At 71.1% G+C, this 24,001-nt stretch carries 25 protein-coding genes and 4 tRNA genes; 22 read left to right on the plus strand and 7 right to left on the minus strand.

Annotation, left to right across the window (positions count from 1 at the left end):
• Together ABZS80_RS28705 and ABZS80_RS28710 are read right to left on the minus strand one after the other, a co-directional pair.
• On the minus strand, window positions 1-1,197 hold the full coding sequence (locus ABZS80_RS28705; protein ID WP_355060686.1) for an MFS transporter: 1,197 nt from the start codon (window positions 1,195-1,197) through the stop codon (window positions 1-3).
• Entirely contained in the window at window positions 1,197-2,036 is an 840-nt protein-coding gene (locus ABZS80_RS28710) for a DUF6065 family protein (protein ID WP_355060688.1), read from the minus strand. The genes ABZS80_RS28705 and ABZS80_RS28710 overlap by 1 nt, the downstream gene beginning before the upstream one ends.
• Before the next feature lie 197 nt (window positions 2,037-2,233).
• On the opposite strand from ABZS80_RS28710, the gene ABZS80_RS28715 reads away from it, so the two are divergent.
• A complete protein-coding gene (locus ABZS80_RS28715) occupies window positions 2,234-3,493 on the plus strand; it encodes an MFS transporter (RefSeq protein ID WP_355060689.1) in 1,260 nt (419 codons plus the stop codon).
• A gap of 10 nt (window positions 3,494-3,503) precedes the next feature.
• Here ABZS80_RS28715 and ABZS80_RS28720 read toward each other — a convergent pair whose 3' ends face one another.
• Window positions 3,504-3,737: a hypothetical protein gene (locus ABZS80_RS28720; protein ID WP_355060691.1), complete on the minus strand. Its 234-nt coding sequence runs from the start codon at window positions 3,735-3,737 to the stop codon at window positions 3,504-3,506.
• Entirely contained in the window at window positions 3,734-4,090 is a 357-nt protein-coding gene (locus ABZS80_RS28725) for a hypothetical protein (protein ID WP_355060693.1), read from the minus strand. The genes ABZS80_RS28720 and ABZS80_RS28725 overlap by 4 nt, the downstream gene beginning before the upstream one ends.
• Before the next feature lie 127 nt (window positions 4,091-4,217).
• Here ABZS80_RS28725 and ABZS80_RS28730 point away from each other — a divergent pair, with 127 nt between their 5' ends.
• Window positions 4,218-5,102 carry an aminoglycoside phosphotransferase family protein gene (locus tag ABZS80_RS28730; RefSeq protein WP_355060695.1) on the plus strand — a complete coding sequence of 295 codons (885 nt, stop codon included), beginning with the start codon at window positions 4,218-4,220 and terminating at the stop codon, window positions 5,100-5,102.
• A 21-nt stretch (window positions 5,103-5,123) separates the two neighbouring features.
• On the opposite strand, the gene ABZS80_RS28735 is transcribed toward ABZS80_RS28730, so the two are convergent.
• Together ABZS80_RS28735 and ABZS80_RS28740 are read right to left on the minus strand one after the other, a co-directional pair.
• Window positions 5,124-5,906 (minus strand): methyltransferase domain-containing protein, encoded by a 783-nt coding sequence (locus ABZS80_RS28735; RefSeq protein ID WP_355060697.1) that lies wholly within the window; start codon window positions 5,904-5,906, stop codon window positions 5,124-5,126.
• Between the two features lie 198 nt (window positions 5,907-6,104).
• On the minus strand, window positions 6,105-6,599 hold the full coding sequence (locus tag ABZS80_RS28740) for a YajQ family cyclic di-GMP-binding protein (protein WP_151462534.1): 495 nt from the start codon (window positions 6,597-6,599) through the stop codon (window positions 6,105-6,107).
• Window positions 6,600-6,745: 146 nt separating this feature from the next.
• Here ABZS80_RS28740 and ABZS80_RS28745 point away from each other — a divergent pair.
• A tRNA-Tyr gene (locus ABZS80_RS28745) sits at window positions 6,746-6,829 on the plus strand.
• An 82-nt stretch (window positions 6,830-6,911) separates the two neighbouring features.
• Window positions 6,912-7,565: a class I SAM-dependent methyltransferase gene (locus ABZS80_RS28750; RefSeq protein WP_355060699.1), complete on the plus strand. Its 654-nt coding sequence runs from the start codon at window positions 6,912-6,914 to the stop codon at window positions 7,563-7,565.
• Window positions 7,566-7,577: 12 nt separating this feature from the next.
• Here ABZS80_RS28750 and ABZS80_RS28755 read toward each other — a convergent pair whose 3' ends face one another.
• Complete coding sequence (locus ABZS80_RS28755; RefSeq protein ID WP_355060701.1) at window positions 7,578-7,958, minus strand: VOC family protein; 381 nt, start codon at window positions 7,956-7,958, stop codon at window positions 7,578-7,580.
• A gap of 181 nt (window positions 7,959-8,139) precedes the next feature.
• Between ABZS80_RS28755 and ABZS80_RS28760 the strand changes: the two genes are divergently transcribed.
• From ABZS80_RS28760 to ABZS80_RS28845, 18 genes are all read left to right on the plus strand, one after another.
• Window positions 8,140-9,336, plus strand: a complete 1,197-nt coding sequence (locus tag ABZS80_RS28760) for an epoxide hydrolase family protein (RefSeq protein ID WP_355060726.1) — start codon at window positions 8,140-8,142, stop codon at window positions 9,334-9,336.
• A gap of 458 nt (window positions 9,337-9,794) precedes the next feature.
• A complete protein-coding gene (locus ABZS80_RS28765) occupies window positions 9,795-9,938 on the plus strand; it encodes a hypothetical protein (protein ID WP_168215401.1) in 144 nt (47 codons plus the stop codon).
• Window positions 9,939-9,987: 49 nt separating this feature from the next.
• Window positions 9,988-12,516 carry a bifunctional diguanylate cyclase/phosphodiesterase gene (locus ABZS80_RS28770; RefSeq protein WP_355060703.1) on the plus strand — a complete coding sequence of 843 codons (2,529 nt, stop codon included), beginning with the start codon at window positions 9,988-9,990 and terminating at the stop codon, window positions 12,514-12,516.
• A gap of 96 nt (window positions 12,517-12,612) precedes the next feature.
• Window positions 12,613-12,685 (plus strand) — tRNA-Thr (locus tag ABZS80_RS28775).
• Window positions 12,686-12,710: 25 nt separating this feature from the next.
• Window positions 12,711-12,783: transfer RNA gene (locus ABZS80_RS28780), tRNA-Met, on the plus strand.
• Window positions 12,784-12,914: 131 nt separating this feature from the next.
• Complete coding sequence (rpmG, locus tag ABZS80_RS28785; RefSeq protein WP_067301359.1) at window positions 12,915-13,082, plus strand: 50S ribosomal protein L33; 168 nt, start codon at window positions 12,915-12,917, stop codon at window positions 13,080-13,082.
• A gap of 119 nt (window positions 13,083-13,201) precedes the next feature.
• Window positions 13,202-13,648: a MaoC family dehydratase N-terminal domain-containing protein gene (locus tag ABZS80_RS28790; RefSeq protein WP_151462529.1), complete on the plus strand. Its 447-nt coding sequence runs from the start codon at window positions 13,202-13,204 to the stop codon at window positions 13,646-13,648.
• 3 nt (window positions 13,649-13,651) lie between these two features.
• Window positions 13,652-14,044: a MaoC family dehydratase gene (locus tag ABZS80_RS28795; RefSeq protein ID WP_355060706.1), complete on the plus strand. Its 393-nt coding sequence runs from the start codon at window positions 13,652-13,654 to the stop codon at window positions 14,042-14,044.
• A 127-nt stretch (window positions 14,045-14,171) separates the two neighbouring features.
• Window positions 14,172-14,244, plus strand: a tRNA-Trp gene (locus tag ABZS80_RS28800).
• A gap of 214 nt (window positions 14,245-14,458) precedes the next feature.
• Window positions 14,459-14,851, plus strand: a complete 393-nt coding sequence (secE, locus tag ABZS80_RS28805; RefSeq protein WP_355060708.1) for a preprotein translocase subunit SecE — start codon at window positions 14,459-14,461, stop codon at window positions 14,849-14,851.
• A gap of 35 nt (window positions 14,852-14,886) precedes the next feature.
• Window positions 14,887-15,609, plus strand: coding sequence for a transcription termination/antitermination protein NusG (gene nusG / locus ABZS80_RS28810; RefSeq protein ID WP_355060710.1), 723 nt, complete (start codon window positions 14,887-14,889; stop codon window positions 15,607-15,609).
• Window positions 15,610-15,794: 185 nt separating this feature from the next.
• Window positions 15,795-16,226 (plus strand): 50S ribosomal protein L11, encoded by a 432-nt coding sequence (gene rplK, locus ABZS80_RS28815; RefSeq protein ID WP_091570017.1) that lies wholly within the window; start codon window positions 15,795-15,797, stop codon window positions 16,224-16,226.
• 85 nt (window positions 16,227-16,311) lie between these two features.
• Window positions 16,312-17,028 carry a 50S ribosomal protein L1 gene (gene rplA, locus ABZS80_RS28820; RefSeq protein WP_151462525.1) on the plus strand — a complete coding sequence of 239 codons (717 nt, stop codon included), beginning with the start codon at window positions 16,312-16,314 and terminating at the stop codon, window positions 17,026-17,028.
• A 78-nt stretch (window positions 17,029-17,106) separates the two neighbouring features.
• The gene (locus ABZS80_RS28825; RefSeq protein WP_355060713.1) at window positions 17,107-18,039 is read left to right on the plus strand and encodes an ABC transporter ATP-binding protein; all 933 of its coding nucleotides are present in this window, start codon (window positions 17,107-17,109) and stop codon (window positions 18,037-18,039) included.
• Window positions 18,036-18,722 (plus strand): hypothetical protein, encoded by a 687-nt coding sequence (locus ABZS80_RS28830; RefSeq protein WP_355060715.1) that lies wholly within the window; start codon window positions 18,036-18,038, stop codon window positions 18,720-18,722. The genes ABZS80_RS28825 and ABZS80_RS28830 overlap by 4 nt, the downstream gene beginning before the upstream one ends.
• Before the next feature lie 311 nt (window positions 18,723-19,033).
• On the plus strand, window positions 19,034-19,579 hold the full coding sequence (gene rplJ / locus ABZS80_RS28835) for a 50S ribosomal protein L10 (protein ID WP_151462522.1): 546 nt from the start codon (window positions 19,034-19,036) through the stop codon (window positions 19,577-19,579).
• 54 nt (window positions 19,580-19,633) lie between these two features.
• On the plus strand, window positions 19,634-20,020 hold the full coding sequence (gene rplL, locus ABZS80_RS28840; RefSeq protein WP_091317960.1) for a 50S ribosomal protein L7/L12: 387 nt from the start codon (window positions 19,634-19,636) through the stop codon (window positions 20,018-20,020).
• A gap of 574 nt (window positions 20,021-20,594) precedes the next feature.
• Window positions 20,595-24,001 (plus strand): DNA-directed RNA polymerase subunit beta (locus ABZS80_RS28845; RefSeq protein WP_355060718.1); only part of this gene is annotated, 3,407 nt, incomplete at its 3' end.

Genomic DNA, 24,001 nt, shown 5'->3' on the forward strand with positions numbered 1-24,001 from the left:
TCAGGAGGTGGCCGTCGGCAGCCGGTCGGGTCGGGCGACGAGCACGACCCCGAGCAGCAGCACCCCGGCGACCAGATAGGCGGTCGCCGGACCGAACAGCTCGGCGGTGCCGCCGAGCAGGAAGATCCCGCAGCCGGAGACGACGATGTTCCCGGCCACGATGGTCACCTCCACCTGCCCCATCCGCTCCCTGGGCGCCAGCCGGGCGAAGGTCGCCTGCGCCCCGATCAGCCAGCCGCCACCCGCGCCGATCAGCGCGTTCGCCCCCGCCAGCGCCCAAGCCGGGGCGTGGACCGCGGCGAGCACACCGGCCAGCAGCAACGCGCCGCCCAACGCGGCGGCCGCCGCCACCTGACCGGCCACCCGGGCCAGCCAGGCCCGTCGCGCCGCCACCAGCACGAAGATCGCGCCGCCGAGCGCCGAGGCGGCCAGCACGACCGGACGCCACCCGCCGCCGGCCAGGTCGGGAGCCAGGGTCTCCGGCAACGCCCCGGAGAGCACCGTGCCCAGGGTGAGCAGAGCCACGCCGCGCAGCACCGGGTGCCCGGCGATGATCCGGATCCCGGCGGTGGCCGGCGGGCGGGCCTTCCGCCGCTCCCCGTGACCGCCCGGGAGCCCGGCCAGGACGACCGCGGCCAGCAGGAACGACACCAGGTCGACCAGGAGCGCCGCCCGGGGGCCGAGCGCCACGGTCACGCTGGCCCCGGCGAGCAGGCCGGTCACCTGGCCGAGCTGGTTCGCGAAGGCGGAGAGGCCGAACAGCGGCAGCCGCAGCGGGCCGTCCACTGCCTCCGCGGCGATCGCCACGTTGACACTCGAGTACGCGGCCCGGACCGCGCCCAGGAGGCCGGCCGCGACGATCGCCGGCAGCGGCCGGGGCGCGGCGGTCGGCACCGCGATCAGCGCCGCGCCGGCCAGCGACAGCCCCACCAGCATGGTGCGCCGCGCCGGCACGTCCAGCCAGCCGCTGAACACGGTCGCGACCAGCAGGGCGGGCAGCGTCCGGGCGGCGTAGACGGCGGCCGGGCCGAGCACCGACTGGGTCTGGTCGTACGCCAGCAGCAGCAGGGCGGCCAGCCCGACGAAGTCGCCCAGCTCGGAGATGCCGCGGGCGATGACGAGCCGGGAGGCGACCGGGTGGCGGAACAGGGCGCGGTAGCCGGGCGGTGGCGTGAGCCGTTCGTCGGCGTCGGTCATCAGCTCGGCCGGTCCCCTTCGTCAACCCCGATCGGCTGGTAGCCGGCGTGCTCGCGCAGCCGGCGCGCCTGCTCCCGGCGGTAGCTGCTGCGGATCTCCGGGTCCTGACGACGGCGGCGCAGCGCCACGAAGTCCCCCCACACGTCGTCCGGCCACTCGTCGAGGCCCTGCCCGGTCACCAGCTCGGCCTTGCCCGCCGCCTCCAGCACCGAGCGGTGCACCGGCTGCAGGCACATCAACGGGAGGTTGCGGTAGAAGCGCACCACCCGGCCGGGCTCGGTCAGCCGCAGGATGGTGGGCAGGAGCGAGGTGTACCAGTCGGTCTCCACCACGCCCTCGTAGACCTGCAGCCCCGGGGGAACGGGCCAGTTCGGCGCGCCCCGGGCCAGCAGGCACCAGCCCGGCGAGGTCCGGGCCACCACGCCGGTCACCAGCTCGACCATGTTCGCCGCCCGCGGGTCGGCGTCGATGAACGGGATCTCCCCGCCGTACCGGTCGAAGATGTCCAGGTCGTCGCGGAACTTCTCGGGTGCCTTCGCGAGCTGGGCGGCCGCGTCGGGCAGCTTGCCGTCGTATCCGCCGGCCAGCGAACGCCAGCGGACCGGCTCGTTGTCCTCCAGCAGGCTCCACTCGGTCTCGTGGCCGTCCCAGCGCAGCGCGAAGTCGGCGGGCGGGTGGACGTACCAGCCGAGACCGGACCCGACGGCGACCGGCGGGCACTGCCGCACGGCCCGAACCGGGAGCGAGCCCCCCAGGCTGGAAGAGGCCGCCTCGGCGGGGCGGGCGTCGGCGTACAGCGAGTAGATCTCGACCCGCAACGGTTCGACGGTGCCGGTCATCGACCCTCCGTACGGCGATGGGCGGAGTCTGCCGGGGCATGGACCTCGTTCGATCAGCAACCTACCGGTTCTCCGCCGGCCCGGCAGCCCCGCCCCCGGCCGACCCTGTGAGCGAGCTGACCACCCCCACGGCGGCCTGCGGCGTTAGGGTCAGAGGGATATTCACTCGTTACCTTCTCCGCACCGGAGGTGCACCCTTGGCCGCACTGCGCCAGTACCTGGGCGTCTGGCGGATCCCCGGCGCCCCGATGCTGCTGATCCTCGGCGTCATCGGCCGGCTCGGGATCGGCATGACCCCACTGGCGCTGCTGCTGGTCGTCGCCGAGGTCACCGACCGGTACTCGCTCGCCGCCGTCGCCGGCGGAATCTACGCGCTCTCCGGCGCCGCGCTCAGCCCGATCGCCGGGCGCATCGCCGACCGGGTCGGCCCCACCCCGGTGCTGCTGGCCACCGCCCTGGCCCACCCGCTCGCCCTCTTCGGGCTGCTCGGCGCCAGCCGGTCCGGCTCCGGCAGCCTCGGCCTGATCTACCTGGCCGCCGGCGTGGCCGGTGCCACGTACCCGCCGCTCACCGCCGCCATCCGGGGCGCCTGGAACGACCTCACCGCCCCCGCCACCGGTCGGGCGCACCTGCGCAACACCGCGCTCGCCGCCGAGACCTCCCTCTTCGAGGTCGTCTTCGTGCTCGGCCCGCTGCTGGTGGCCGGCTTCGTCCTGGTCGCCGACGCCGCCGCCGCGCTGGTCGGCGCCGCCGTGGTCACCCTGGCCGGAACCAGCGCCGTCGCGCTCGGCCGGGTCATGCGCGGCTGGCGGCCGCACCCGCGCGAGCACCACGCCAAGGGCCTCGGCCCGCTGCGGGTCGGCGGTTTCCCGGCCCTGTTGTTCTGCGTCGCCAGCATCGGCATCGCCTTCGGCGCCGCCGGCGTGATCGTGCCGGCCTTCGCCGGGAACGCCACCGCCGACGACCCGGAGAGCCTCGCCGGCGTGCTGCTCGCCGTCTGGGGCATCGGCAGCGCCCTCGGCGGCTTCTGGTTCGGGGTACGCAAGCCCGCCGCCAACATGACCCGCCAGTTCGCCTGGCTGCTCGGCGCGGTCGCGGCCAGCTTCGCCGTCTTCGCCGTGATGCCCACCCCCGCCGCGCTCGGCGTCGCGCTGGTGCTCGGCGGCGCCACCATCGCCCCCGCGCTGACCCTGGAGAACACCCTGGTCGGGCGGATCGCCCCGGCCGGCATGCTGAACGAGGCGTACACCTGGGTGGTCACCATGTCGGTGGCGGCGAGCGCCGCCGGGGGAGCGGTGGCCGGGCTCATCGTCGACCACGCCGGCGGCGTGCCCTGGGCCTTCCTCTTCGCCGGGGCGGCGGTCGCCGTCGGCGCCGCGGTCGCCGCGCCGCCCACCGGCCCGATCGCCCGCGCCGAAGCCACCGCGGTACGCGCCGAGCAGTCGCTCGTCGCCTGAACCGCGGGGATCAAACCGGCGCGGGCGGGTACAGCCCCGGCATGTTCCTCTTCTTCTCGAACCGGGTCGGCTGTCTCGGCTCGATCCTCGTCAGCGCCGTGGTGACCGTGATCCTGCTGCTGATCTTCTCCCGCTGACCGTGGCCGGCGCGCGTCCACCCCCGGCGCTCGTGGTAGCGCAGCGTCTGCAGGTTGACCCCGGCGGCCTCGGCGGGCTGGCCGCTGCGCAGCCCCGTTCCGGTCACCGCTGAACCCGGACCGAGGTCGCCCGCTCAGCGAGGGCGTCGAGCACGTCGACGTGCGCCGCCGGGACCCGGACGTCCAGCGTGAGCGAGTCGGGGCCGGGCCGTGCGATGGCGAAGGCGAAGAAGGAGCAGCACGAGGCTTCACGGGCGGTCAGATCCCGCGCAGTCCTCTCCACCTGCTCCGTGCCATCGAGGTGCAACCGCAGATGCTGCGGCGACAGCCTGTCGCCACCCCGAACCGCGTCGCGGAAGAACCGATCGAACTCGGCGAGCCGGAGCGGCTGCTGGGCCGTCGGCAGGGTGCACGCATCCGGCACCCAGGAGTCGTCCATCGTGACGTGTCGGTCGCTCATACTCCGACGGTAGACCGGTACCCGGACAAGGCCGGCCGACGACGGCCGCGGCGACGACGTGGGAACGGGTAGCGCAAGGTTCCGAATGGGATTGACGGATGATCGAGCGGGTTCTACGTTCCCGCCGATGCGCCCTGGAGAGATCGTCGTCGCTGTCGAGCAGGTACGCGCCCTGATCGACGAGCAGTTCCCCGAATGGTCGGAGCTGCCGATCGCTCCGCAGCCGTTGAACGGCACCGACAACGCGCTGTTCCGGCTCGGTGATTCTCTGACGGCACGGCTGCCGCGGGCGCAGTGGGCGGTCGACCAGGTGGCGACCGACGCGACCTGGCTGCCGCGGCTGGCGCCGCATCTTCCGGTGCCGGTGCCCGTGCCGGTCGCGGTCGGCCGGCCGGGCGGGGACTATCCGTGGCCGTGGACGGTCGTCCCGTGGCTGGAGGGGCGCAATCCGGAAGCCGGGCAGGACCTCGTCGACCTTGCCGTCGACCTCGCCGGCTTCGTGCGGGCGATGATGGCGATCGACCCGATGGGCGGGCCGGTCAAGGAGGGGATTCAGCGCGGCGTACCTCTGGTGCAGCGGGACGAGCTGACCCGCCGGTCGATCGCGGCGCTCGGCGACCGGATCGACGGGCGGGCGGTGACCGCGGCATGGGACGAGGCGATGGCGGCGGACGAGTGGCCCGGACCGCCGGTTTGGCTGCACGGTGATCTCCTTGAAGGCAACCTGCTGGTCGACCGGGGCAGGCTCACCGGGGTGATCGACTTCGGCGGTCTCGGCCGCGGCGATCCGGCGGTCGAGGTGCGGCCGGGCTGGAGCCTGTTCGATGCCCGCGCGCGGGCCGCCTACCGGGAGGCGCTCGGGTTCGACGAGGCGACCTGGGTGCGCGGGTGGGCCTGGATGCTGTCGGGCTCGCTCTACTGGCTGGCGGACCTGTGGGACTCGATCAGCGAGGACGACCGCGAGGACACGATCCGCTACATCGACTACATCCTTCGTCACCGCCACGACTGACCTGCGGTGCGAGCGCTTGCGTCAGTTGACCGTGGCGGCGGTGATGAAGAACGTGACTGCGTAGGTGAACCGGAGCGCAGCGACGGCATCGTCGAACTGGGATGCGAAGGCACGCGCCTCGGCAGGGTCGAGCGCGCCACGTGCGGCAGCTGTAGCAGCCCAGCTACGGAGGCCGAGCACGTTGTCGACGGCGGTCGGGTTGCGGACCACGAGGGTTCGGGCTTCGACGGTGATGTCGACCAGGCCGTGTGTGGCAAGGAGGCCGGCATGTTGATGAGCCAGGGTGCCGTTACGGAGGAGGACATCAGCTCGGAACCGCAGGACGCGCCGAGCCAAGCGTTGGTCGGCGATGTCGAGTACCTGAGTGTCGTAATCGGGGTCTGCGAGGACGACGCGGCCACCCGGCCGGACGACCCGGACGAGCTCTTCGATCGCGGCGCGGGGATCGGCGACGTGTTGCAGTGTGCGATCGGCCCATGCTCCATGAAAGGAGCGGCTGAGGAACGGCAGGTGATGGGCGTCGGCAACGGCGCAGTTGGTTAATCCACGGGCTCGCATCGCAACGGACATCGTCCGGGCGTGGTCGACCGTTACCACCCTGACGCCGTGGTCATCCCTCAGCTGGACCGCGCTTGCCCCTGTCCCGGCGCCTACTTCGAGATAGTGGTGACCAGGGGACGGATGGAGGAGCTCGCGTACCCGCTGCTGGTATGCCCGGTAGAACGGCTCCTCGGTGAGGCGGTCCAGGACGGCAACCCACGAGTTCGGGTCGGACTGGCGGTCGACGTCGGTGAACCCATGCACGGTCGGAGCCTATTGCGGCGATTCCTGCGGTGCTGTCCGGGTCGGCATTCCCAGGCCGTCGTGTGAGTCCCAGAGCCGGCCAGGCCGTCGCCAGGCCGTCGAGCGCCGAACAGACGTGGCGAACGACGACTACTGGCGACGACCTATGACCAGGTCACGACGAGTGACCTGGGGCAAGACCAGCAAGACTGATTCGGCCTACCGGTAGTTGGTGAACTGGAGGGCGACGCCGAAGTCCTCGCCCTTGAGCAGCGCGATGACGGCCTGCAGGTCGTCCTTCTTCTTGCCGGTGACCCGGAGCTGGTCGCCCTGGATCTGCGCCTGCACGCCCTTCGGGCCCTCGTCGCGGATCTTCTTGCTGATGGCCTTGGCCTTGTCCGAGTCGATGCCCTGGATCACCTTGGCGTCGATCTTGAAGATCTTGCCCGACGAGCGGGGGTCGCCGGCGTCCAGCGACTTCAGCGAGATGTTCCGCTTGACCAGCTTCTCCTTGAACACGTCCAGCGCTGCCCGGACCCGCTCCTCGGTCTCGGCCTGGAGGCTGATCGCTTCCTCGCCCGACCAGGAGATCTCGGCGCCGGTGCCGCGGAAGTCGAACCGCGTCGAAAGCTCCTTCTCCGCCTGACGGAGGGCGTTGTCGACCTCCTGCCGGTCGACCTTGCTCACGATGTCGAACGACGGGTTCGCTGCCATGCTCATGCTCCTGCTGTCCGGCGGTCTGTCCTGATCCGTCCCCCACTGACCAGCGTGGGACCCCCTGACGGTACCCGCTTGCGACGGGCCGGGGGACAACCGCTATCCTTGCTTCCGCCGCCGCGTCCCACGTGGTGGCATGCCCTGGCGGGTTGCCCGAGCGGCCAATGGGAGCGGACTGTAAATCCGTCGCGAAAGCTACAGAGGTTCGAATCCTCTACCCGCCACCAGGGATCGGCAAGGCCCTTGACCTGCGGAAACGCCGGCCAGGGGCCTTCGTCGTTTCGTTGTGGGTCAGGCGAGGAGGCGTCCGTGCACGACGACGATGCGACCCACCGGTTGTCCTCCCCGGCCACGGCTGAGGACGATCCGATCGGCCGGTTCGAGCGGCTCTACGCCGACGCGGAGCGGGGCGTGGCGGTCGTCCCGTGGGACCTCGACCGGGCGCATTCGCTGCTCAGCGAGTGGACCGACCGGACCCGGCCAGACGGATCCGGCCGGCGTGCCGTGGTTGTCGGGTGCGGCTTCGGCCGCGACGCCGAACATCTGGCCCGGCTCGGCTTCGCCACCGTCGCCTTCGACATCTCTCCCACGGCGGTACGGACGGCTCGCCTCCGCCATCCGGACTCCCCGGTCCGGTACGAGACCGCCGACCTGCTCGACCCGCCGCACGACTGGCTGGGCGGGTTCGATTTCGTGCTGGAGAGCATGAACGTGCAGGCGCTGCCGGCCGAGCTGCGGCAGCGGGCGATCCCGGCGGCCGGCCGCCTGGTCGCGCCGGGCGGCACGCTGCTGGTCATCGCGGCCGGCCGGCGGGACGACGAGGTCGTCGAGGGCCCGCCCTGGCCGCTGGCCCGGGCCGAGGTCGACGCCTTCGCGGCCGGCCCGCTGACCCCGGCCCCGGTGGAGGAGATCGTGGCCCCGGACGGTGGCCTCCGCTGGCGCGCGGAGTTCCACCGCGCCTGAGGGTGGCACCGCCTACGCGGTCGTCTCCCGCTCGGCGTCGCTGCGCAGCACGCAGAACTCGTTGCCCTCCGGGTCGGCCAGCACGACCCAGCCGCTGCCGTCCGGATCGCGCTGATCGGCGACCATGGTGGCGCCGAGGGCGCGGATGCGGTCGACCTCCTGATCGCGGAGTACCTCGGGTTGCAGGCAGATGTGCACGCGGTTCTTGACGGTCTTCGGCTCCGGTACCCGCTGGAAGTAGAGCCTGGCGCCGGCGGGCGGCTCGATGGCCACTTCCTCGTCGCCGGGCTTGGACTGCGGGTCGACCGGGCAGTCGAAGACCTTGCCCCAGAAGTGCGCCAGCTCGTACGGGTCGGCGCAGTCGAACGCGACGTTGCGGATGAGGGTCCCCATCCGGCCAGCCTCCTGCCCGGGCCGGGAACAGGTCAACTCGTATCGGCGGGCGAGGCCCTCCGGGCCGCGTCCAGGGGCGAAATCGCATTCCGGTCCGCTGGTCACGGAGCCGGTGCGACGATCGGCGTGTGGCAGCGCCGCCGCCCAGGCGTCGGTCGACGTGACCCGGCAGGGGGAGACCATGCCCGACGACAAGGACATCCGGCCCTTCCGGCTCGACACGCCGGACGAGACGCTCGCCGACCTGCGTCGCCGGATCGCCGACACCCGCTGGCCCGCCCGGGAGCTGGTCAGCGATCGCTCGCAGGGCGTGCAGTTGGCGACGGTCCAGGAGCTGGCCCGCTACTGGTCGACCGCGTACGACTGGCGGGCGTGCGAGACGAAGCTGAACGCCCTGCCGCAGTACACGACTGTCATCGACGGCGTCGAGATCCACTTCATCCACGTGCGGTCGCGGCACGAGGACGCCCTGCCGCTGATCATGACGCACGGCTGGCCCGGCTCGGTCGTCGAGCTGCTCGGGGTCATCGGTCCGCTCACCGACCCGACCGCGCACGGCGGCGCCCCCGAGGACGCGTTCCACCTGGTGCTGCCGTCCCTGCCCGGCTACGGCTTCTCGGGCGAGCCGAGGGAGCTCGGCTGGGATTCCCGCCGCATGGCGGGCGCGTGGGCCAAGCTGATGGACCGCCTCGGTTACCCGCGCTACGTAGCCCAGGGGGGTGACGTGGGTGCCTCCGTCACGGACGCGATGGGCCGCCAGGCGCCGGAAGGGCTGCTCGGCATCCACGTCAACCTGCTCGCGGGGGCGATCGGTATCAAGGACCAGCTGCCGGCGGAGTCCGAGCAGGAACGCACGGCGCACGACCGGCTGAACACGTTCATGACGGACGGCTTCGGCTACTTCCTGGAGCAGTCCACCCGGCCGCAGACGATCGGCTACTCGCTGCTGGATTCACCCGTCGGGCTGGCGGCCTGGATGCTCGACCACGACACGGACAGCTACTACAAGATCTCCCGAGCGTTCGTCGACGGCGAGCCCGCGGGCAACCTCACCCGGGACAGCATCGTCGACAACATCACGCTGTACTGGCTGACGGGCACCGGCGCCTCGTCCGCCCGGTGGTACTGGGAATCCGGACGGGCCCGGGCCGCGGCCAGTGCGGCCGGCCAGACTCCTCCGCCGGTCTCGGTTCCGGTCGGCTTCACGACGTTCCCCGGCGAGATCTGGGCTGCCCCCCGCAGCTGGGCCGAGACGGTCTATCCCAGCCTCACGTACTTCAACGAGGTCGACAAGGGTGGCCACTTCGCCGCCTGGGAGGAGCCCGAGGTGTTCGCGACCGAGGTGCGGGCCGCGTTCCGGCCGCTGCGGAAGTCCTGATCCGACCACTTGTCCCGCTTGGGGCCCGGACGACCGTCGCCACCCGACGAGCGTCGTCGGATGCCCGACCGATCGCCGGGGCGGCCGCCATTTCGATGGAATTGACCCGGATCATCCTCTGGCGTTCCGGCGGGAGGAAGGTATGGTGGTCTATGGCCCGGGGTGGATGCCGCCCTCCGGGTGTGCGGAGTGGTGTTGCGGCGTCACAGCGGGTGAACGGGGCTTTCGAGTGGCTTGATCGGTTCGCGTTGAAGGTCGGAATCCGCAGTGGACGGAGTGGTCGACGGTCTGTCACACCTCTGATCTGGCTAGGCGTCCCCCGGGCTCTGGACCGAACGGCGGAACCTTGGCGACGGTCGGATCTGGGCTGCTCCCACGACTTTTCTGGGTGCCGGCCCTGTGGCACGATCGTGGAACCTCCACCATCCCTGTGAACGATCCCCGACAGGAGAGCGGACATGTCTGGTCGAAAGCTGGGCCGGCTGCTTGGCTCATTGCTGGCAATCGCCGCCGTGGCGAGCGGCATCCTCGTCGGCGCTGGCCCCGAGCTCGGAGACGCGCAGACCGCGGACGTCATCTGGAACATGCCCGCCGTTCGCTGACGGTCACCGTCCGCGCTGAGCCGGACGACGGGTCGACGGAAGGGGCGGCATGTCGGCACAGCCCCCCAAGGGCTCGCGTTCGAACGACCACGCCTGGTTGATCACAGCGCCGCTGGTGCTCTTCGCCGTCGTCTGCTCGACGGTCACCGGGCTGGCCAACGACGAACCGTTCGGCGACTGGCCGCTGGCGGTGCTGCTGCTGGTGGCCATGGTGGCCGCCGGGCTGCCGGTGCTCAACTTCACCGTCCGGCGCCAGTCGCTCGGCGTCACCCTCACCGAGATCCCGCTCGTCCTGGCGTTCTACCTGATCCGTCCACTGACGGTCGTGGTCATCTACACCGTGGCGGCGGTGCTCACCCATCTGTGGCACCGGATGGGCACGACCAAACTGTGGTTCAACGTCGCCCGCGCCGCCGCGGGCTCGTCGCTCGCCGTGCTGGTGCTCCAGGCCCTCCCGCCGGTCGAGGGGATCGGCCCGCGCACCTGGCTGACGCTCTTCACCGCCGCGATCATGGTCAACCTGGTCAGCATCACCTCGGTCGCCGGCGTCTACACACTGCTGCAGGGATGGCAGACCGGGCGGGACGCCTTCCGCAAGTCGCCGTCGGCGCTGCTCTCCGCGTCCATCAACATCGTCGCGGGCCTGATCATCCTGATCCTGATCACCTCCACCTGGTGGTCCCTGCTCCTGCTCGGGGCGCTGATCACCGCGCTGACCCTGGTCTACCGGGCGTACACGCAGTTCTTCCGGCAGCACCGGACGCTCGCCGACATGTACGAGCTGAGCCGGGCGGTCAGCGGCAGCGGGCAGGACGGCACGCTCGCCGACGCCCTGCTCGGCCGGGTCCGGGCCCTGCTCCAGGCGGAATACGCGACCCTCTGGCTGCCCGCCCAGGGCCGGCACCCGGAGGTCCTGCTGACCTCCCGGATCGCCGACTCGGGGCTGCTCGACGTGGCTCCCACCCCGCCCGCGCTGCGGGAGCGGGTCCGCCAGGAGGGTCAGACGCTCGTCCTCGGCCGGGGGCCGGTGCCCGACGCCGAGCTGCGCACGGCCCTCTCCGAGCAGCGGGTGAAGGACGTCATCGCGGTCCCGCTGCGCTCGGGTTCCGTGGTCATCGGCACCCTTGAGGTCGCCAACCGGCTCGGCGCCAGCAACTCTTTCGGCCGCACCGACGTTCCGCTGCTGGAGACCGTGGCCGCGCACGCCGCCGTCGCCCTGGAGAACTCCCGGCTGGTCGACCGGCTGCGGCACGACGCCGAACACGACGCGCTGACCAAGCTGCCCAACCGCCGGCGGATCACCGCGGCGGTGGCCGAGGCGGTGCGGATCGCGGCGCCCGGCGAGGTGGTGGCGCTGCTGCTCTTCGACGTCGACCGGCTGCGCCAGGTCAACGAGTCGCTCGGCCACGCGGCCGGCGACAAGGTCCTGGTCGAGGTGGCCGAGCGGCTGCGCGCCAGCGCGCCCTCCTCCGCCCTGGTCGGCCGGGCCGGCGGCGACGAGTTCCTGGTGACGTTGCGGTTGGAGAACACCGAGGCGGCGCTGGATCTGGCCGGCCAACTGCGCGAGCAGATCCGGGACGAGATGGTCTTCGACGCGCTCACCCTGGACGTGGACACCGCGGTCGGGGTGGCCGTCCACCCCGACCACGGCAGCGACGCGGTGACCCTGCTCCAGCGGGTCGACCTGGCCGCCACGGCCGCCAAGTCGGTTCCCGGCAGCGTCCAGCTCTACAGTCCGGTGCTGGAGTCGCGGTCGCTGCGCCTGCTGGGTCTCGCGGGCGACCTGCGCCGGGCGCTGGACGACGGCGAGCTGGAGGTCTACTTCCAGCCGAAGGTCACGCTGCGGGACCGGCGTCTCGTCGGGGTGGAGTGCCTGGCCCGCTGGGAGCACCCGGCGCACGGCACGGTGGTCCCGGACGACTTCGTGGCGGTGGCCGAGCACACCGGCCAGCTCGGCCGGCTCACCGAGTTCGTGCTGCGGGAGAGCCTGCGGCGCAGCCGGGACTGGAGCCACGGCGAGCAGGCGCTCGCCATCTCGGTCAACCTGGCCGCCCGGACGCTCACCGACCAGCATTTCCCGGCCCTGGTGCGGGACCTGCTCGAGGAATACGGTGTGCCGCCGCAACGGCTCACCCTGGAGATCACCGAGGCCGGGGTGCTGGACGGCACCGAACGTCCCATCCCGACCCTGAAGCGCCTCGGCGAGCTCGGTGTCCGGCTCTCGGTGGACGACTTCGGCACGGGCAACTCGTCGCTGGCCCAGCTGCGCCGGCTGCCCGTGCACGAGGTCAAGGTCGACCGCTCGTTCGTGCAGGGGATGGCGACCGACCCGGGCGACCTGGCCATCGTCAACGCGGTGGTGACGCTCTCGCAGCAGTTCGGCCTGACCGTGGTGGCCGAGGGCGTGGAGAGCGAGCTGACCCTGGAGCTGCTCCAGGACATCGGCTGCGAGATCGGCCAGGGCTTCCTGTTCAGCCGGCCCCTGCCGTACGAGCGGCTGGAAACCTGGTTCGGTGCCCAGGTCGACCCGGAGACGATCGTGGCCGGTGAGCTCCCGCGCCTGCGCGTCGTGCCCTGAGCTGCGGCGAGGCCGCAACCGGGGATCCGATTTCACCTCGACGGCGGGTTCGTGTACTGTTTCCTCTGCGCGACACCCCACGGGGTGATCGGGTAGGCCCCCTTAGCTCAGTCGGCAGAGCGTCTCCATGGTAAGGAGAAGGTCTACGGTTCGATTCCGTAAGGGGGCTCAGAGGGTCCGGCTGGACCCGCCACGGCGGTGTAGCTCAGATGGCAGAGCAAGCGGCTCATAATCGCTGTGTCGCCGGTTCAAGTCCGGCCACCGCTACTCTCGTCCTCCGGGCCCGCCCGGTGGTCGGTGGGATGGGCGCCCCAGGCGCCCACTTTGCATGTCCGCGTATTCAGCGCGTAGTCTGATGCGCCGTAGTTGTTATCCGTGAGCGAGGAAGGCACTCCGCCGTGGCGAAGGCGACCGATGTCCGGCCGAAGATCACTTTGGCGTGTGTGGAGTGCAAGGAGCGCAACTACATCACGCGCAAGAACCGCCGCAACGACCCGGACCGCATCGAGCTGAAGAAGTTCTGCCCCCGGGACGGCAAGCACACCATCCACCGCGAGACCCGCTGACCCGCGGCCGGCCCGGCCGGCCCGCAGACAGCTTCCGAACGCCGATCCGCACGGACGGTGGCTCCCGAGCCGCCGGACCGTACGGATCGGCGTTCGTGCCTTCCGTGTAGGTTCGCGGCATGTCCCTGGACCCGTCCTTCGTCGGCCGGACCTATCCGCCGACCGCCCCCTACCAGGTGGGCCGAGAAAAGATCCGCGAGTTCGCCGCCGCCATCGGCGCGACCGACCCGGCGCATCACGACCCGGCGGCCGCCCGGGCGCTCGGCCATCCCGACGTGGTGGCCCCGCCGACCTTCCCGGTGATCGTGACGATGGCCGCCAGCCGGCAGATCGTCGAGGACCCGTCGCTGGGCGTCGACTACAGCCGGGTGGTGCACGGCGACCAGCGCTTCGCATACACCCGGCCGGTGGTGGCCGGGGACGAGCTGGTCTGCGTGAACACCATCGAAGAGGTCACGAACCGGGGCGGGCACGGCTTCCTGACGACCCGCACCGACGTGAGCACCGTCGCCGGTGAGCCGGTCGTCGCCGTCTGGTCCAAGATCGTCGTACGCGGGGAGGCCTGAGAGATGGAACTGCCCACCCAGACGTACCGGGTGACGCGCGCGGACTTGGTCCGCTACGCGGGCGCCTCGGGCGACTTCAACCCGATCCACTGGAGCGACCGGACGGCCACCAAGGTGGGCCTGCCCGGGGTGATCGCCCACGGCATGTTCACGATGGCGCTGGTCGGCCGGGCGGTGACCACCTGGGCCGGCGGGCCGGACGCGGTGGTCGACTTCAACGTCCGCTTCACCCGCCCGGTGCTCGTGCCGGACACCGACGAGGGCACCGAGGTCGAGGTCGCCGCGGTGGTCAAGGAGGTCACCGAGGACGGCCTGACCAGGCTCGACATCACCGCGACCTGCCTGGGGGAGAAGGTGCTGTCGCAGGCTCGGGCACTCGTGCGGGCGCCTCGCTGAGGATCCGTTCGACGCGCGAGGGGTGGACCGGTTGGGAAAGTCGCACGACTACCCGTACACTGGTCCGCCGTGGGGCAAGTGACCCCTGCTCGGCACCTTGTGTCCGGGTGAGGGTGAGTTGCCGCACAGGGGTGTAGCTCAATTGGCAGAGCAGCGGTCTCCAAAACCGCAGGCTGCAGGTTCAAGTCCTGTCACCCCTGCGCCTCAGGCCTGACCGTTCCCGTGGGTCGCGCCGCCGCACGGCGGCGCCCGGCCCGTGGTGGTGGCATCGGCGGGGTTGGTTCCGAGGCATTCGGGGCCCTCCCGGTCGGTCCGCCGGCCGCGGCCCGTCGCGGGACGGTTGGTCCGGCCGGCGTGACCACACGCCGCGCACGCCGTCCGGCGTGCGACCCGATATCCCGCACGGAGGGCGAAGTGGCCGAGAGCAAGCGGCGCGGCGAGGACGCCGGCGACGAGCGTCTGAACGACGACGCGACCGTCGACGGCGTGGCCGACGACGACGCCACCGACGCGGACGAGCTGGTCTCCCGGGGCGGCACCGCCACCCGTAAGCGGGCCCGCGCCGATTCGACGGAGGGCCGGAAGACCCGGAAGGACAGCGAGCGGATCGGGCTGTTCGCCCGCATCGCGCGGTTCTTCCGCGAGGTCGTGGCCGAGCTGCGTAAGGTCATCTGGCCGACCCGCAAGGAGCTGCTGACCTATACGGCCGTGGTGGTCACCTTCGTCGCGGTGATGTTGGCGATCGTGGCCGGCCTGGACTACGGCTTCGCGAAGGCGGTGCTGTGGGTCTTCGGCAACCCCAGCTGACCTGCGGACAGCGATAGTGACGGAAGTGAGCGAGCGTGCCTGAGTACGACGAGACCGCCGAGACCACGGACGAGCAGTCCACGGTCGCGACGGCGGCCAACGATGAGTCGGTCGAGGCCGCCAGCGAGCCGGAGTTCCCGACCACCGAGCCCGCCCCGGACGAGGACTTCGACCCGGTCGCCGAGCTGCGCCAGAAGCTGCGCTACGCCCCCGGCGACTGGTACGTGGTGCACTCCTACGCCGGCTACGAGAACAAGGTCAAGACCAACCTCGAGACCCGGATCACCTCCCTCGACATGGAGGACTTCATCTACCAGGTCGAGGTGCCGACCCGGGAAGAGATCGAGGTCAAGAACGGCAAGCGGTCGCAGGTCCAGGCGAAGGTCTTCCCGGGCTACATCCTGGTCCGCATGGAGCTGACCGCCGAGTCCTACTCCTGCGTCCGGAACACCCCGGGGGTCACCGGCTTCGTCGGCGCGACCGACCGGGCCGACCGGCCGGCGCCGCTGAGCCTCGACGAGGTGCTCAAGTGGCTGGCCCCGGCGGTCGAGACCGAGCAGAAGAAGGCCAAGCCCGAGGTCAAGGTCCTCGACTTCGAGGTCGGCGACTCGGTCACCGTCACCGACGGCGCCTTCGCCTCGCTGCCGGCGACGATCAGCGAGATCAACGCCGACCAGCAGAAGCTCAAGGTCCTGGTGTCGATCTTCGGCCGGGAGACCCCGGTCGAGCTCAACTTCAACCAGGTCGCCAAGATCTGACGCACGTCCGCACCGGCGGTGGGCCTCCGGCCGGCCGCCGGTGCGTCGTTTTCACCGTCCGCCGGACCTCGGCGGGGAGGGTGGCGCACGGCTGCGCTACCCTAGAACGTCGGCTGTCCGCAGCGCGCTGACCGTGCGCGCCCGCGGACGGGCGAAAATCCCAGTTCCAAGCCCCAGGAAGAGACATGCCTCCGAAGAAGAAGCTCGTCAAGACTTTCACGCTTCAGCTGCCGGCGGGCCAGGCCACTCCGGCGCCGCCGGTCGGCCCCGCGCTCGGCCAGCACGGCGTGAACATCATGGAGTTCTGCAAGTCCTACAACGCGCAGACCGAGTCGCAGCGGGGCGACATCGTCCCCGCCGAGATCAGCGTCTACGAGGACCGCACCTTCACCTTCGTGCTGAAGACCCCGCCCGCTGCCCGGCTGCTGATCAAGGCCGCCGGCGTGCAGAAGGGCTCGGGCGTCCCGCACACGCAGAAGGTCGGCTCGGTGACCCGCGCGCAGCTGCGCGAGATCGCTGAGAAGAAGATGGCGGACCTCAACGCCAACGACATCGACCAGGCTGAGAAGATCATCGCCGGCACCGCCCGGTCGATGGGCCTGACCGTCGCCGACTGACCTCGGTCGACCGCTCCACCCGGATCAGTTCGTGGGAGGGCCGCGCACGACGCCGGCCCGCCATAGACCACAGGAGTTACGAGAAATGCAGCGCAGCAAGACCTACCGCAAGGCCGCCGAGGTCATCGACCGGTCGAAGCTCTACTCTCCCGCCGAGGCCGTCAAGCTGGCCAAGGAGACCACCAACGTCAAGTTCGACGCCACGGTCGAGGTCGCCATGCGCCTCGGCGTCGACCCCCGCAAGGCGGACCAGATGGTCCGCGGCACGGTCAACCTGCCGCACGGCACCGGTAAGACCGCCCGCGTGATCGTGTTCGCCGCCGGCGCGAAGGCCGAAGAGGCCGCCGCCGCGGGCGCGGACGAGGTGGGCACCGACGAGCTGGTCGCTCGCATCCAGGGCGGTTGGCTGGACTTCGACGCGGCGATCGCCACCCCGGACCAGATGGCCAAGATCGGCCGGATCGCGCGGATCCTGGGCCCGCGCGGCCTCATGCCGAACCCGAAGACGGGCACGGTGACCATGGACGTCACCAAGGCCGTCGCGGACATCAAGGGCGGCAAGATCACCTTCCGGGTGGACAAGCACTCCAACCTCCACCTGATCATCGGCAAGGCCTCGTTCTCCGAGTCGCAGCTGATCGACAACTACGCGGCGGTGCTGGACGAGGTCCTGCGCTCGAAGCCGTCCGCGGCCAAGGGCAAGTACCTGAAGAAGGTCACCCTCACCACCACCATGGGCCCGGGCGTCCCGGTCGACCCGAACGCGGTGAAGAACCTGACCGAGGCTCCGGCCGAGGTCTGAGCACGACTGCCCTGACGGGGCCCCGCCACCATCGGTGGCGGGGCCCCGTCCGTCTGTCCGGTGTGGCAGGCTCGGCGCATGCGGCTGGAAGACGTCTGGCTGCGGTACCACCGGCGGGGCCCGTGGGTGCTGCGGCAGGCCGACGTGGCGATCGGCCCGGGCGAGGTGGCGGTGGTGCTCGGGCGCAACGGGGTGGGCAAGTCGACCCTGCTTCAGCTCGCCGCCGGCGTGCTCCGGCCGACCCGGGGCCGCGTGGTCGACCGGCCGGCGGCCGTCGGCTGGGTGCCGGAGCGCTTCCCCGCCGACCAGCCCTTCACCGTGGGGGCCTACCTCGCCGCGATGGCCCGCGTGGCCGGCCTCCCGGGCACGGAAGCCGACCGGGCTGTGCGCCGCTGGGTCGACCGGCTCGGCCTGGCGCGCTTCCGCGACGTGCGGCTGCCCCAGCTGTCCAAGGGCACCGCGCAGAAGGTCGGCCTGGCCCAGGCGCTGCTCCGCCCGCCCGGCCTGCTCGTCCTCGACGAGCCCTGGGAGGGGCTGGACGCCGCCGCCCGCGACCTGGTGCCCGAGGTGATCGGCGAGGTGCTGGCCGAGGGCGGCGCGGTGCTGGTCAGCGACCACCGCGGCGAGACGGTCCGGCTCCCCGGCGCCCGGCACTGGTCGGTCGCCGACGGCACGGTCACCGAGGCGACGCCGTCCGGGGCCGCGGCCACCGTCGTGGTCGAGCTGTCGGTCCCGGCCGCCGCGGTCACCGCCGCCGTCGCCCGGTTGCGCGCCGACGGCCACCACGTCCTGCGGATACGCGACCACGCCGTCCCGCCTCCGGCCACGCGACCCGCGTCCGACTCCCCGTCGACCGCCGCGCCGGCCCCGGTGTCGGGCGCCGACCACTCCGGTCCCGACCCGGATGAGGCCCCGGTGCCGGGCGCGCCCGGGTCCGATCGTTCTCCGGATGCGGTCCCGGTGCCGGGCCGGTCCGGTCGGTCCGGTCCCGCTTCCGAGGTGGCCCGGTGACCGCTCTGGTCCGGTTGCGGCTGGCCGGCTTCCTGCGTACCGGGCGGGCGCTGGCCCCGGTGCTGGCCGGCCTGCTGGCCCTCGGCGTCCTCTACGGCGGCGGTCAGGCCCAGCCAGCCGAGGCCTACGGCGTCTCGGCGGTGGTGCTCTTCCCGGTGCTCGCCTGGCAGACCAAGATCCTGCTCGACGTCGAGCCCGACGTGCAGCGCCGGCTGGCCCGGGTGGTGGTCGGCCCGGCCCGGGAGCGGGCCGCCGGCCTGCTCGCGGCGGCCGTGGCCGGCCTCGGCACGATCGCCGTCGCGCTGGTCTTCCCCTGGCTGGTCGGCGGGGTGACCGGCCCCGGCCCGGGGGACCGGCCGCTGGCAGAGGGGCTGGCACTCGGTCTCTGGGCCCACCTGCTGGCCCTGCCGGCGGCGGTGGCGCTGGGCGCCCTGGCCAGTCGGGCGATCACCCGCAGCGCCGGCTACGGGGTCGCCGTGCTCACGGTCGGCGCGGTGGCCGCGGTGGTCCTCGGCCTGTCCCGCTCGGCGGCGCCCTGGCTGGTGCCGCCGGTGCTGCCGACCGCCCGGGCGCTGGCCGGCCCGCTGGCGGCCTCCACCGGCGTGCTGCTGACCGCCTGGGCGCTGGTCTGGGCGGCCGTGGCGCTGGCCGGCTACGCCTGGGGCCGCCGGAGCCGCGCCTGAGTGACCGGGCGCACTCCCGGGGCGATTTGGCGGTTCGGGACGGGTCGCGTAACCTAGGCGCGTAGTTCCACCCAAAGACCGCTGGTCACCGTGCTCCGGCACGGTCGAAGGTCCCGCGACGACGGGCGACCCGCGCAGGGCGGCAAGCGAAATTCGGTGCAGTGCGTGGTCCGCCGACCGCGCCCGTCGCGCCGGCCCTCGCCCCGTGCGCCCTGCGCCGGGGCTTTTCTCGTTGTCGTGATGCCTCCGCCGCCGTCGCGAGCCCTGCTCGTCGCCGGCGTACCAGCTCCGAGCAACGAGAGAGGAGGGACATGGCGGACAAGCCGATCCGGGCCGACAAGGCCACGGCCGTCGCCGAGCTGACCGAGAGCTTCCGCAACGCGGGAGCGACCGTGCTGACCGAGTACCGCGGGCTCACGGTTTCGCAGCTCACCCAGCTGCGGCGCTCGCTCGGCAAGGAGACCAGCTACACGGTCGCGAAGAACACGCTGGCCAAGCGTGCCGCGACCGAGGCGGGCATCTCCGGCCTCGACGAGCTGTTCTCCGGTCCTACCGCGCTGACTTTCGTTTCGGGCGACGTCGTCGAGGCGGCGAAGGGGCTTCGCGAGTTCGCGAAGGCCAACCCGAAGCTCGTCATCAAGGGCGGTGTCTTCGAGGGCAAGGCCATTTCCGCGGCCGAGGTCACGAAGCTCGCCGACCTGGAGTCCCGCGAGGTGCTGCTGGCGAAGCTGGCCGGCGCCATGAAGGGCAACCTGAGCAAGGCCGCGGCCCTGTTCCAGGCTCCGCTCGCCAAGACCGCGCGTCTGGCGGCCGCTCTGCAGGACAAGCGCGAGAAGGAGGGCGCCGAGGCGGCCTGAGGCCACCCGGCGCACCCACGTTCTTAGTTTTCACTTTGAGAAAGGACGCCAGACATGGCGAAGCTCAGCACCGACGAGCTGCTCGACGCGTTCAAGGAGATGACGCTGATCGAGCTCTCTGAGTTCGTGAAGCAGTTCGAGGAGACCTTCGAGGTCACCGCGGCGGCTCCGGTCGCCGTCGCCGCCGCCGGCGGCCCCGCCGGCCCGGCCGCCGAGGCCGAGCCGGAGAAGGACGAGTTCGACGTCATCCTCGACGCCGACGGTGGCAAGAAGATCCAGGTCATCAAGGTCGTGCGCGAGCTGACCGGCCTGGGCCTCAAGGAGGCCAAGGACCTGGTCGAGGCCGCTCCGAAGGCCGTCCTGGAGAAGGCCAACAAGGAGACCGCCGAGAAGGCCAAGGCCAAGCTCGAGGGCGAGGGCGCCAAGGTCACCCTCAAGTGACCTTGAGTTCCACCTGACGCGCGTCCGGCTCACGTGAGCCGGGGCACACCGCGTCTCGGCGGGCGGTGATCCGGGGAACCGGATCGCCGCCCGCCGTGTTGGTGGCAGCGGGTGGCAGCGGTATGAGCAGGGCGTCCGCGCCCGGCCTACCGGCGTCGTCCGGGTGCCTGTCGGTAGCCCGTCGGTGGGAAAGACACCCCGAGGGGTAACCGGCCCTTGACGCGGCACGGGCCCGACAGGCACGCTGACACCAGCAAGACCTTCCGCGCTTGCAACGGCCGCCTCTCGGGTAAGGCAACGGCAGCACCACCGCCGCTCCACCCGAGCGGACCGGCAGGAACATCGCGTTCCGAGCAGCCCGGTTGACCCGGTTTTCCGAGGTCCCGAGGCAAGTTCCGCGATGACCTGCGGGGTGGGCTGGACAGCGGTTAGCCTCTCGGCTACACTGCTAGTTTGCGCTGCCTTCCGACTTGACCCCTGCTCGGAAATGTCCGTTTGCGGATATTTCTGGTGGGGTCATTGGAGTGCACGCATACCAGCCGTTCTGCAGCACCGGTCCTCGGAAGGACGCATCTTGGCAGCTTCCCGCCCTGCGAAGACCAGTCGTACGTCGAGCGCTTTCGCGCCCCGCCGAGTTTCTTTCGGTCGGATTACCGAACACCTCGAGGTCCCCAACCTCCTCGCCATCCAGAACGAGTCCTTCGACTGGCTCGTCGGCAACGAGGGTTGGCAGGGCCGGTCGTCGGACGACCCGCACGCACGCTCGGGTCTCGCGGAGATCCTCGACGAGATCAGTCCCATTGAGGACTTCTCCGGCACCATGTCGCTGTCCTTCTCGGCTCCGCGCTTCGACGAGGTCAAGGCCTCGATCGAGGAGTGCAAGGAGAAGGACCTGACCTACTGCGCCCCGCTGTTCGTGACCGCGGAGTTCACCAACAACACCACTGGCGAGATCAAGAGCCAGACGGTGTTCATGGGTGACTTCCCGATGATGACGCCGAAGGGCACCTTCATCATCAACGGCACCGAGCGCGTCGTGGTCAGCCAGCTCGTCCGCTCGCCGGGCGTCTACTTCGACAAGCAGCCGGACAAGACCTCCGACCGCGACCTCTCCAGCGTCAAGGTGATCCCGAGCCGGGGTGCCTGGCTGGAGTTCGACATCGACAAGCGCGACACGGTCGGCGTCCGCATCGACCGCAAGCGCCGGCAGGCCGTCACCGTCCTGCTCAAGGCCATCGGGTGGTCCGCGGAGCAGATCCGCGAGAAGTTCGGCTGGTCCGAGCTGATGATGACCACGCTCGAGAAGGACCACATCGCCGGCCAGGACGAGGCGCTACTCGACATCTACCGGAAGCTCCGCCCTGGCGAGCCGCCGACCCGTGAGAACGCCCAGACCCTGCTCGACAACCTCTTCTTCAACCCGAAGCGGTACGACGTCGCCAAGGTCGGTCGTTACAAGTTCAACAAGAAGCTCGAGCTGGACGTGCCGATCACCACCGGCACGCTGACCGAGGACGACATCGTCGCCACCGTGGAATACCTCTGCCGGCTGCACGCCGGTGAGGACGGCTACGAGGCCGACGACATCGACCACTTCGGCAACCGGCGCCTGCGCACCGTGGGCGAGCTGATCCAGAACCAGGTCCGGGTGGGTCTCTCCCGGATGGAGCGGGTCGTCCGCGAGCGGATGACCACGCAGGACGTCGAGGCGATCACGCCGCAGACCCTGATCAACATCCGCCCGGTGGTGGCGGCGATCAAGGAGTTCTTCGGCACGTCGCAGCTGTCCCAGTTCATGGACCAGACCAACCCGCTGGCGGGCCTGACCCACCGGCGCCGGCTGAGCGCGCTCGGCCCGGGTGGTCTGTCCCGGGAGCGGGCCGGCTTCGAGGTCCGTGACGTGCACCCGTCCCACTACGGCCGGATGTGCCCGATCGAGACGCCGGAAGGCCCGAACATCGGTCTGATCGGCGCGCTCTCCACCTTCGCCCGGGTCAACCCGTTCGGCTTCATCGAGACGCCGTACCGGAAGGTCATCGACGGTCGGGTCACCGACCAGATCGACTACCTGACCGCGGACGAGGAGGACCGGTTCGTCAAGGCGCAGGCCAACGCCCCGCTGAAGGCGGACGGCACGTTCGCCGAGGACCGCGTCCTGGTCCGCCGTAAGGGCGGCGAGACCGAGGACGTGGCGCCGTCGGCCGTCGACTACATGGACGTGTCGCCGCGGCAGATGACCTCGGTCGCGACCGCGATGATCCCGTTCCTCGAGCACGACGACGCCAACCGCGCGCTCATGGGCGCCAACATGCAGCGCCAGGCGGTGCCGCTGGTCAAGGCCGAGGCTCCGCTGGTCGGCACGGGCATGGAGTACCGGGCGGCTGTGGACGCCGGTGACGTTGTCGTCGCCGAGGTCGGCGGTGTGGTCGAGGACCTCTGCGCGGACTACATCACCGTCCACCAGGACGACGGCCACCGCCGGACGTACCTGCTGCACAAGTTCCGCCGCTCCAACGCCGGCTCCTGTGTCAACCAGAAGCCGGTCGTCTTCGAGGGCGACCGCGTCGAGGCCGGCCAGGTCATCGCCGACGGTCCGTGCACCGACGAGGGCGAGATGGCGCTCGGGCGCAACCTGCTCGTGGCGTTCATGTGCTGGGAGGGCCACAACTACGAGGACGCGATCATCCTGTCGCAGCGCCTCGTGCAGCAGGACGTGCTCACCTCGATCCACATCGAGGAGCACGAGGTCGACGCCCGGGACACCAAGCTCGGCCCGGAGGAGATCACCCGCGACATCCCGAACGTCAGCGAGGAAATGCTCGCCGACCTCGACGAGCGCGGCATCATCCGGATCGGCGCCGAGGTCGTCCCTGGCGACATCCTGGTCGGCAAGGTCACGCCGAAGGGCGAGACCGAGCTGACCCCCGAGGAGCGGCTGCTCCGCGCGATCTTCGGTGAGAAGGCGCGCGAGGTCCGCGACACCTCGCTGAAGGTGCCGCACGGCGAGACCGGCACGGTCATCGGTGTGCGTACCTTCTCGCGCGAGGACGGCGACGAGCTGCCCCCGGGCGTGAACGAGCTGGTGCGGGTCTACGTGGCCCAGAAGCGCAAGATCCAGGACGGTGACAAGCTCGCGGGCCGCCACGGCAACAAGGGCGTCATCTCCAAGATCCTGCCGATCGAGGACATGCCGTTCCTGGAGGACGGGACCCCGGTCGACATCGTGCTGAACCCGCTCGGTGTGCCGTCCCGGATGAACATCGGCCAGGTCCTGGAGACCCACCTCGGGTGGGTGGCCAAGACCGGTTGGAGTGTGGACGGCGACGACGCCGAGTGGAAGCGCCAGCTCCGCTCGATCGAGGCGCACGAGTCCGAGCCCGACACCAACGTGGCCACTCCGGTCTTCGACGGTGCCCGGGAGGAGGAGATCTCCGGTCTGCTCTCGTCGACCCTGCCCAACCGGGACGGCAAGCAGCTGATCGGCTCCTCCGGCAAGGCGCAGCTGTTCGACGGTCGCTCCGGCGAGCCGCTGCCGGACCCGATCGCGGTCGGCTACGTCTACATCCTGAAGCTCAACCACCTGGTCGACGACAAGATCCACGCCCGGTCGACCGGCCCCTACTCGATGATCACGCAGCAGCCGCTGGGTGGTAAGGCGCAGTTCGGTGGCCAGCGCTTCGGTGAGATGGAGTGCTGGGCCATGCAGGCGTACGGCGCCGCCTACGCCCTGCAGGAGCTGCTGACCATCAAGTCCGACGACGTCCTCGGCCGGGTGAAGGTCTACGAGGCGATCGTCAAGGGCGAGAACATCCCCGAGCCGGGCATCCCGGAGTCGTTCAAGGTGCTGCTCAAGGAGCTGCAGTCGCTGTGCCTCAACGTCGAGGTGCTCTCCAGCGACGGTGTGGCCCTGGAGATGCGCGAGACCGACGACGAGGTGTTCCGGGCGGCGGAGGAGCTGGGCATCGACCTGTCCCGGCGCGA

Origin of the sequence: Micromonospora sp. NPDC005305, from assembly GCF_040607315.1 — a bacterium.
Taxonomy (GTDB): Bacteria; Actinomycetota; Actinomycetes; order Mycobacteriales; family Micromonosporaceae; genus Micromonospora.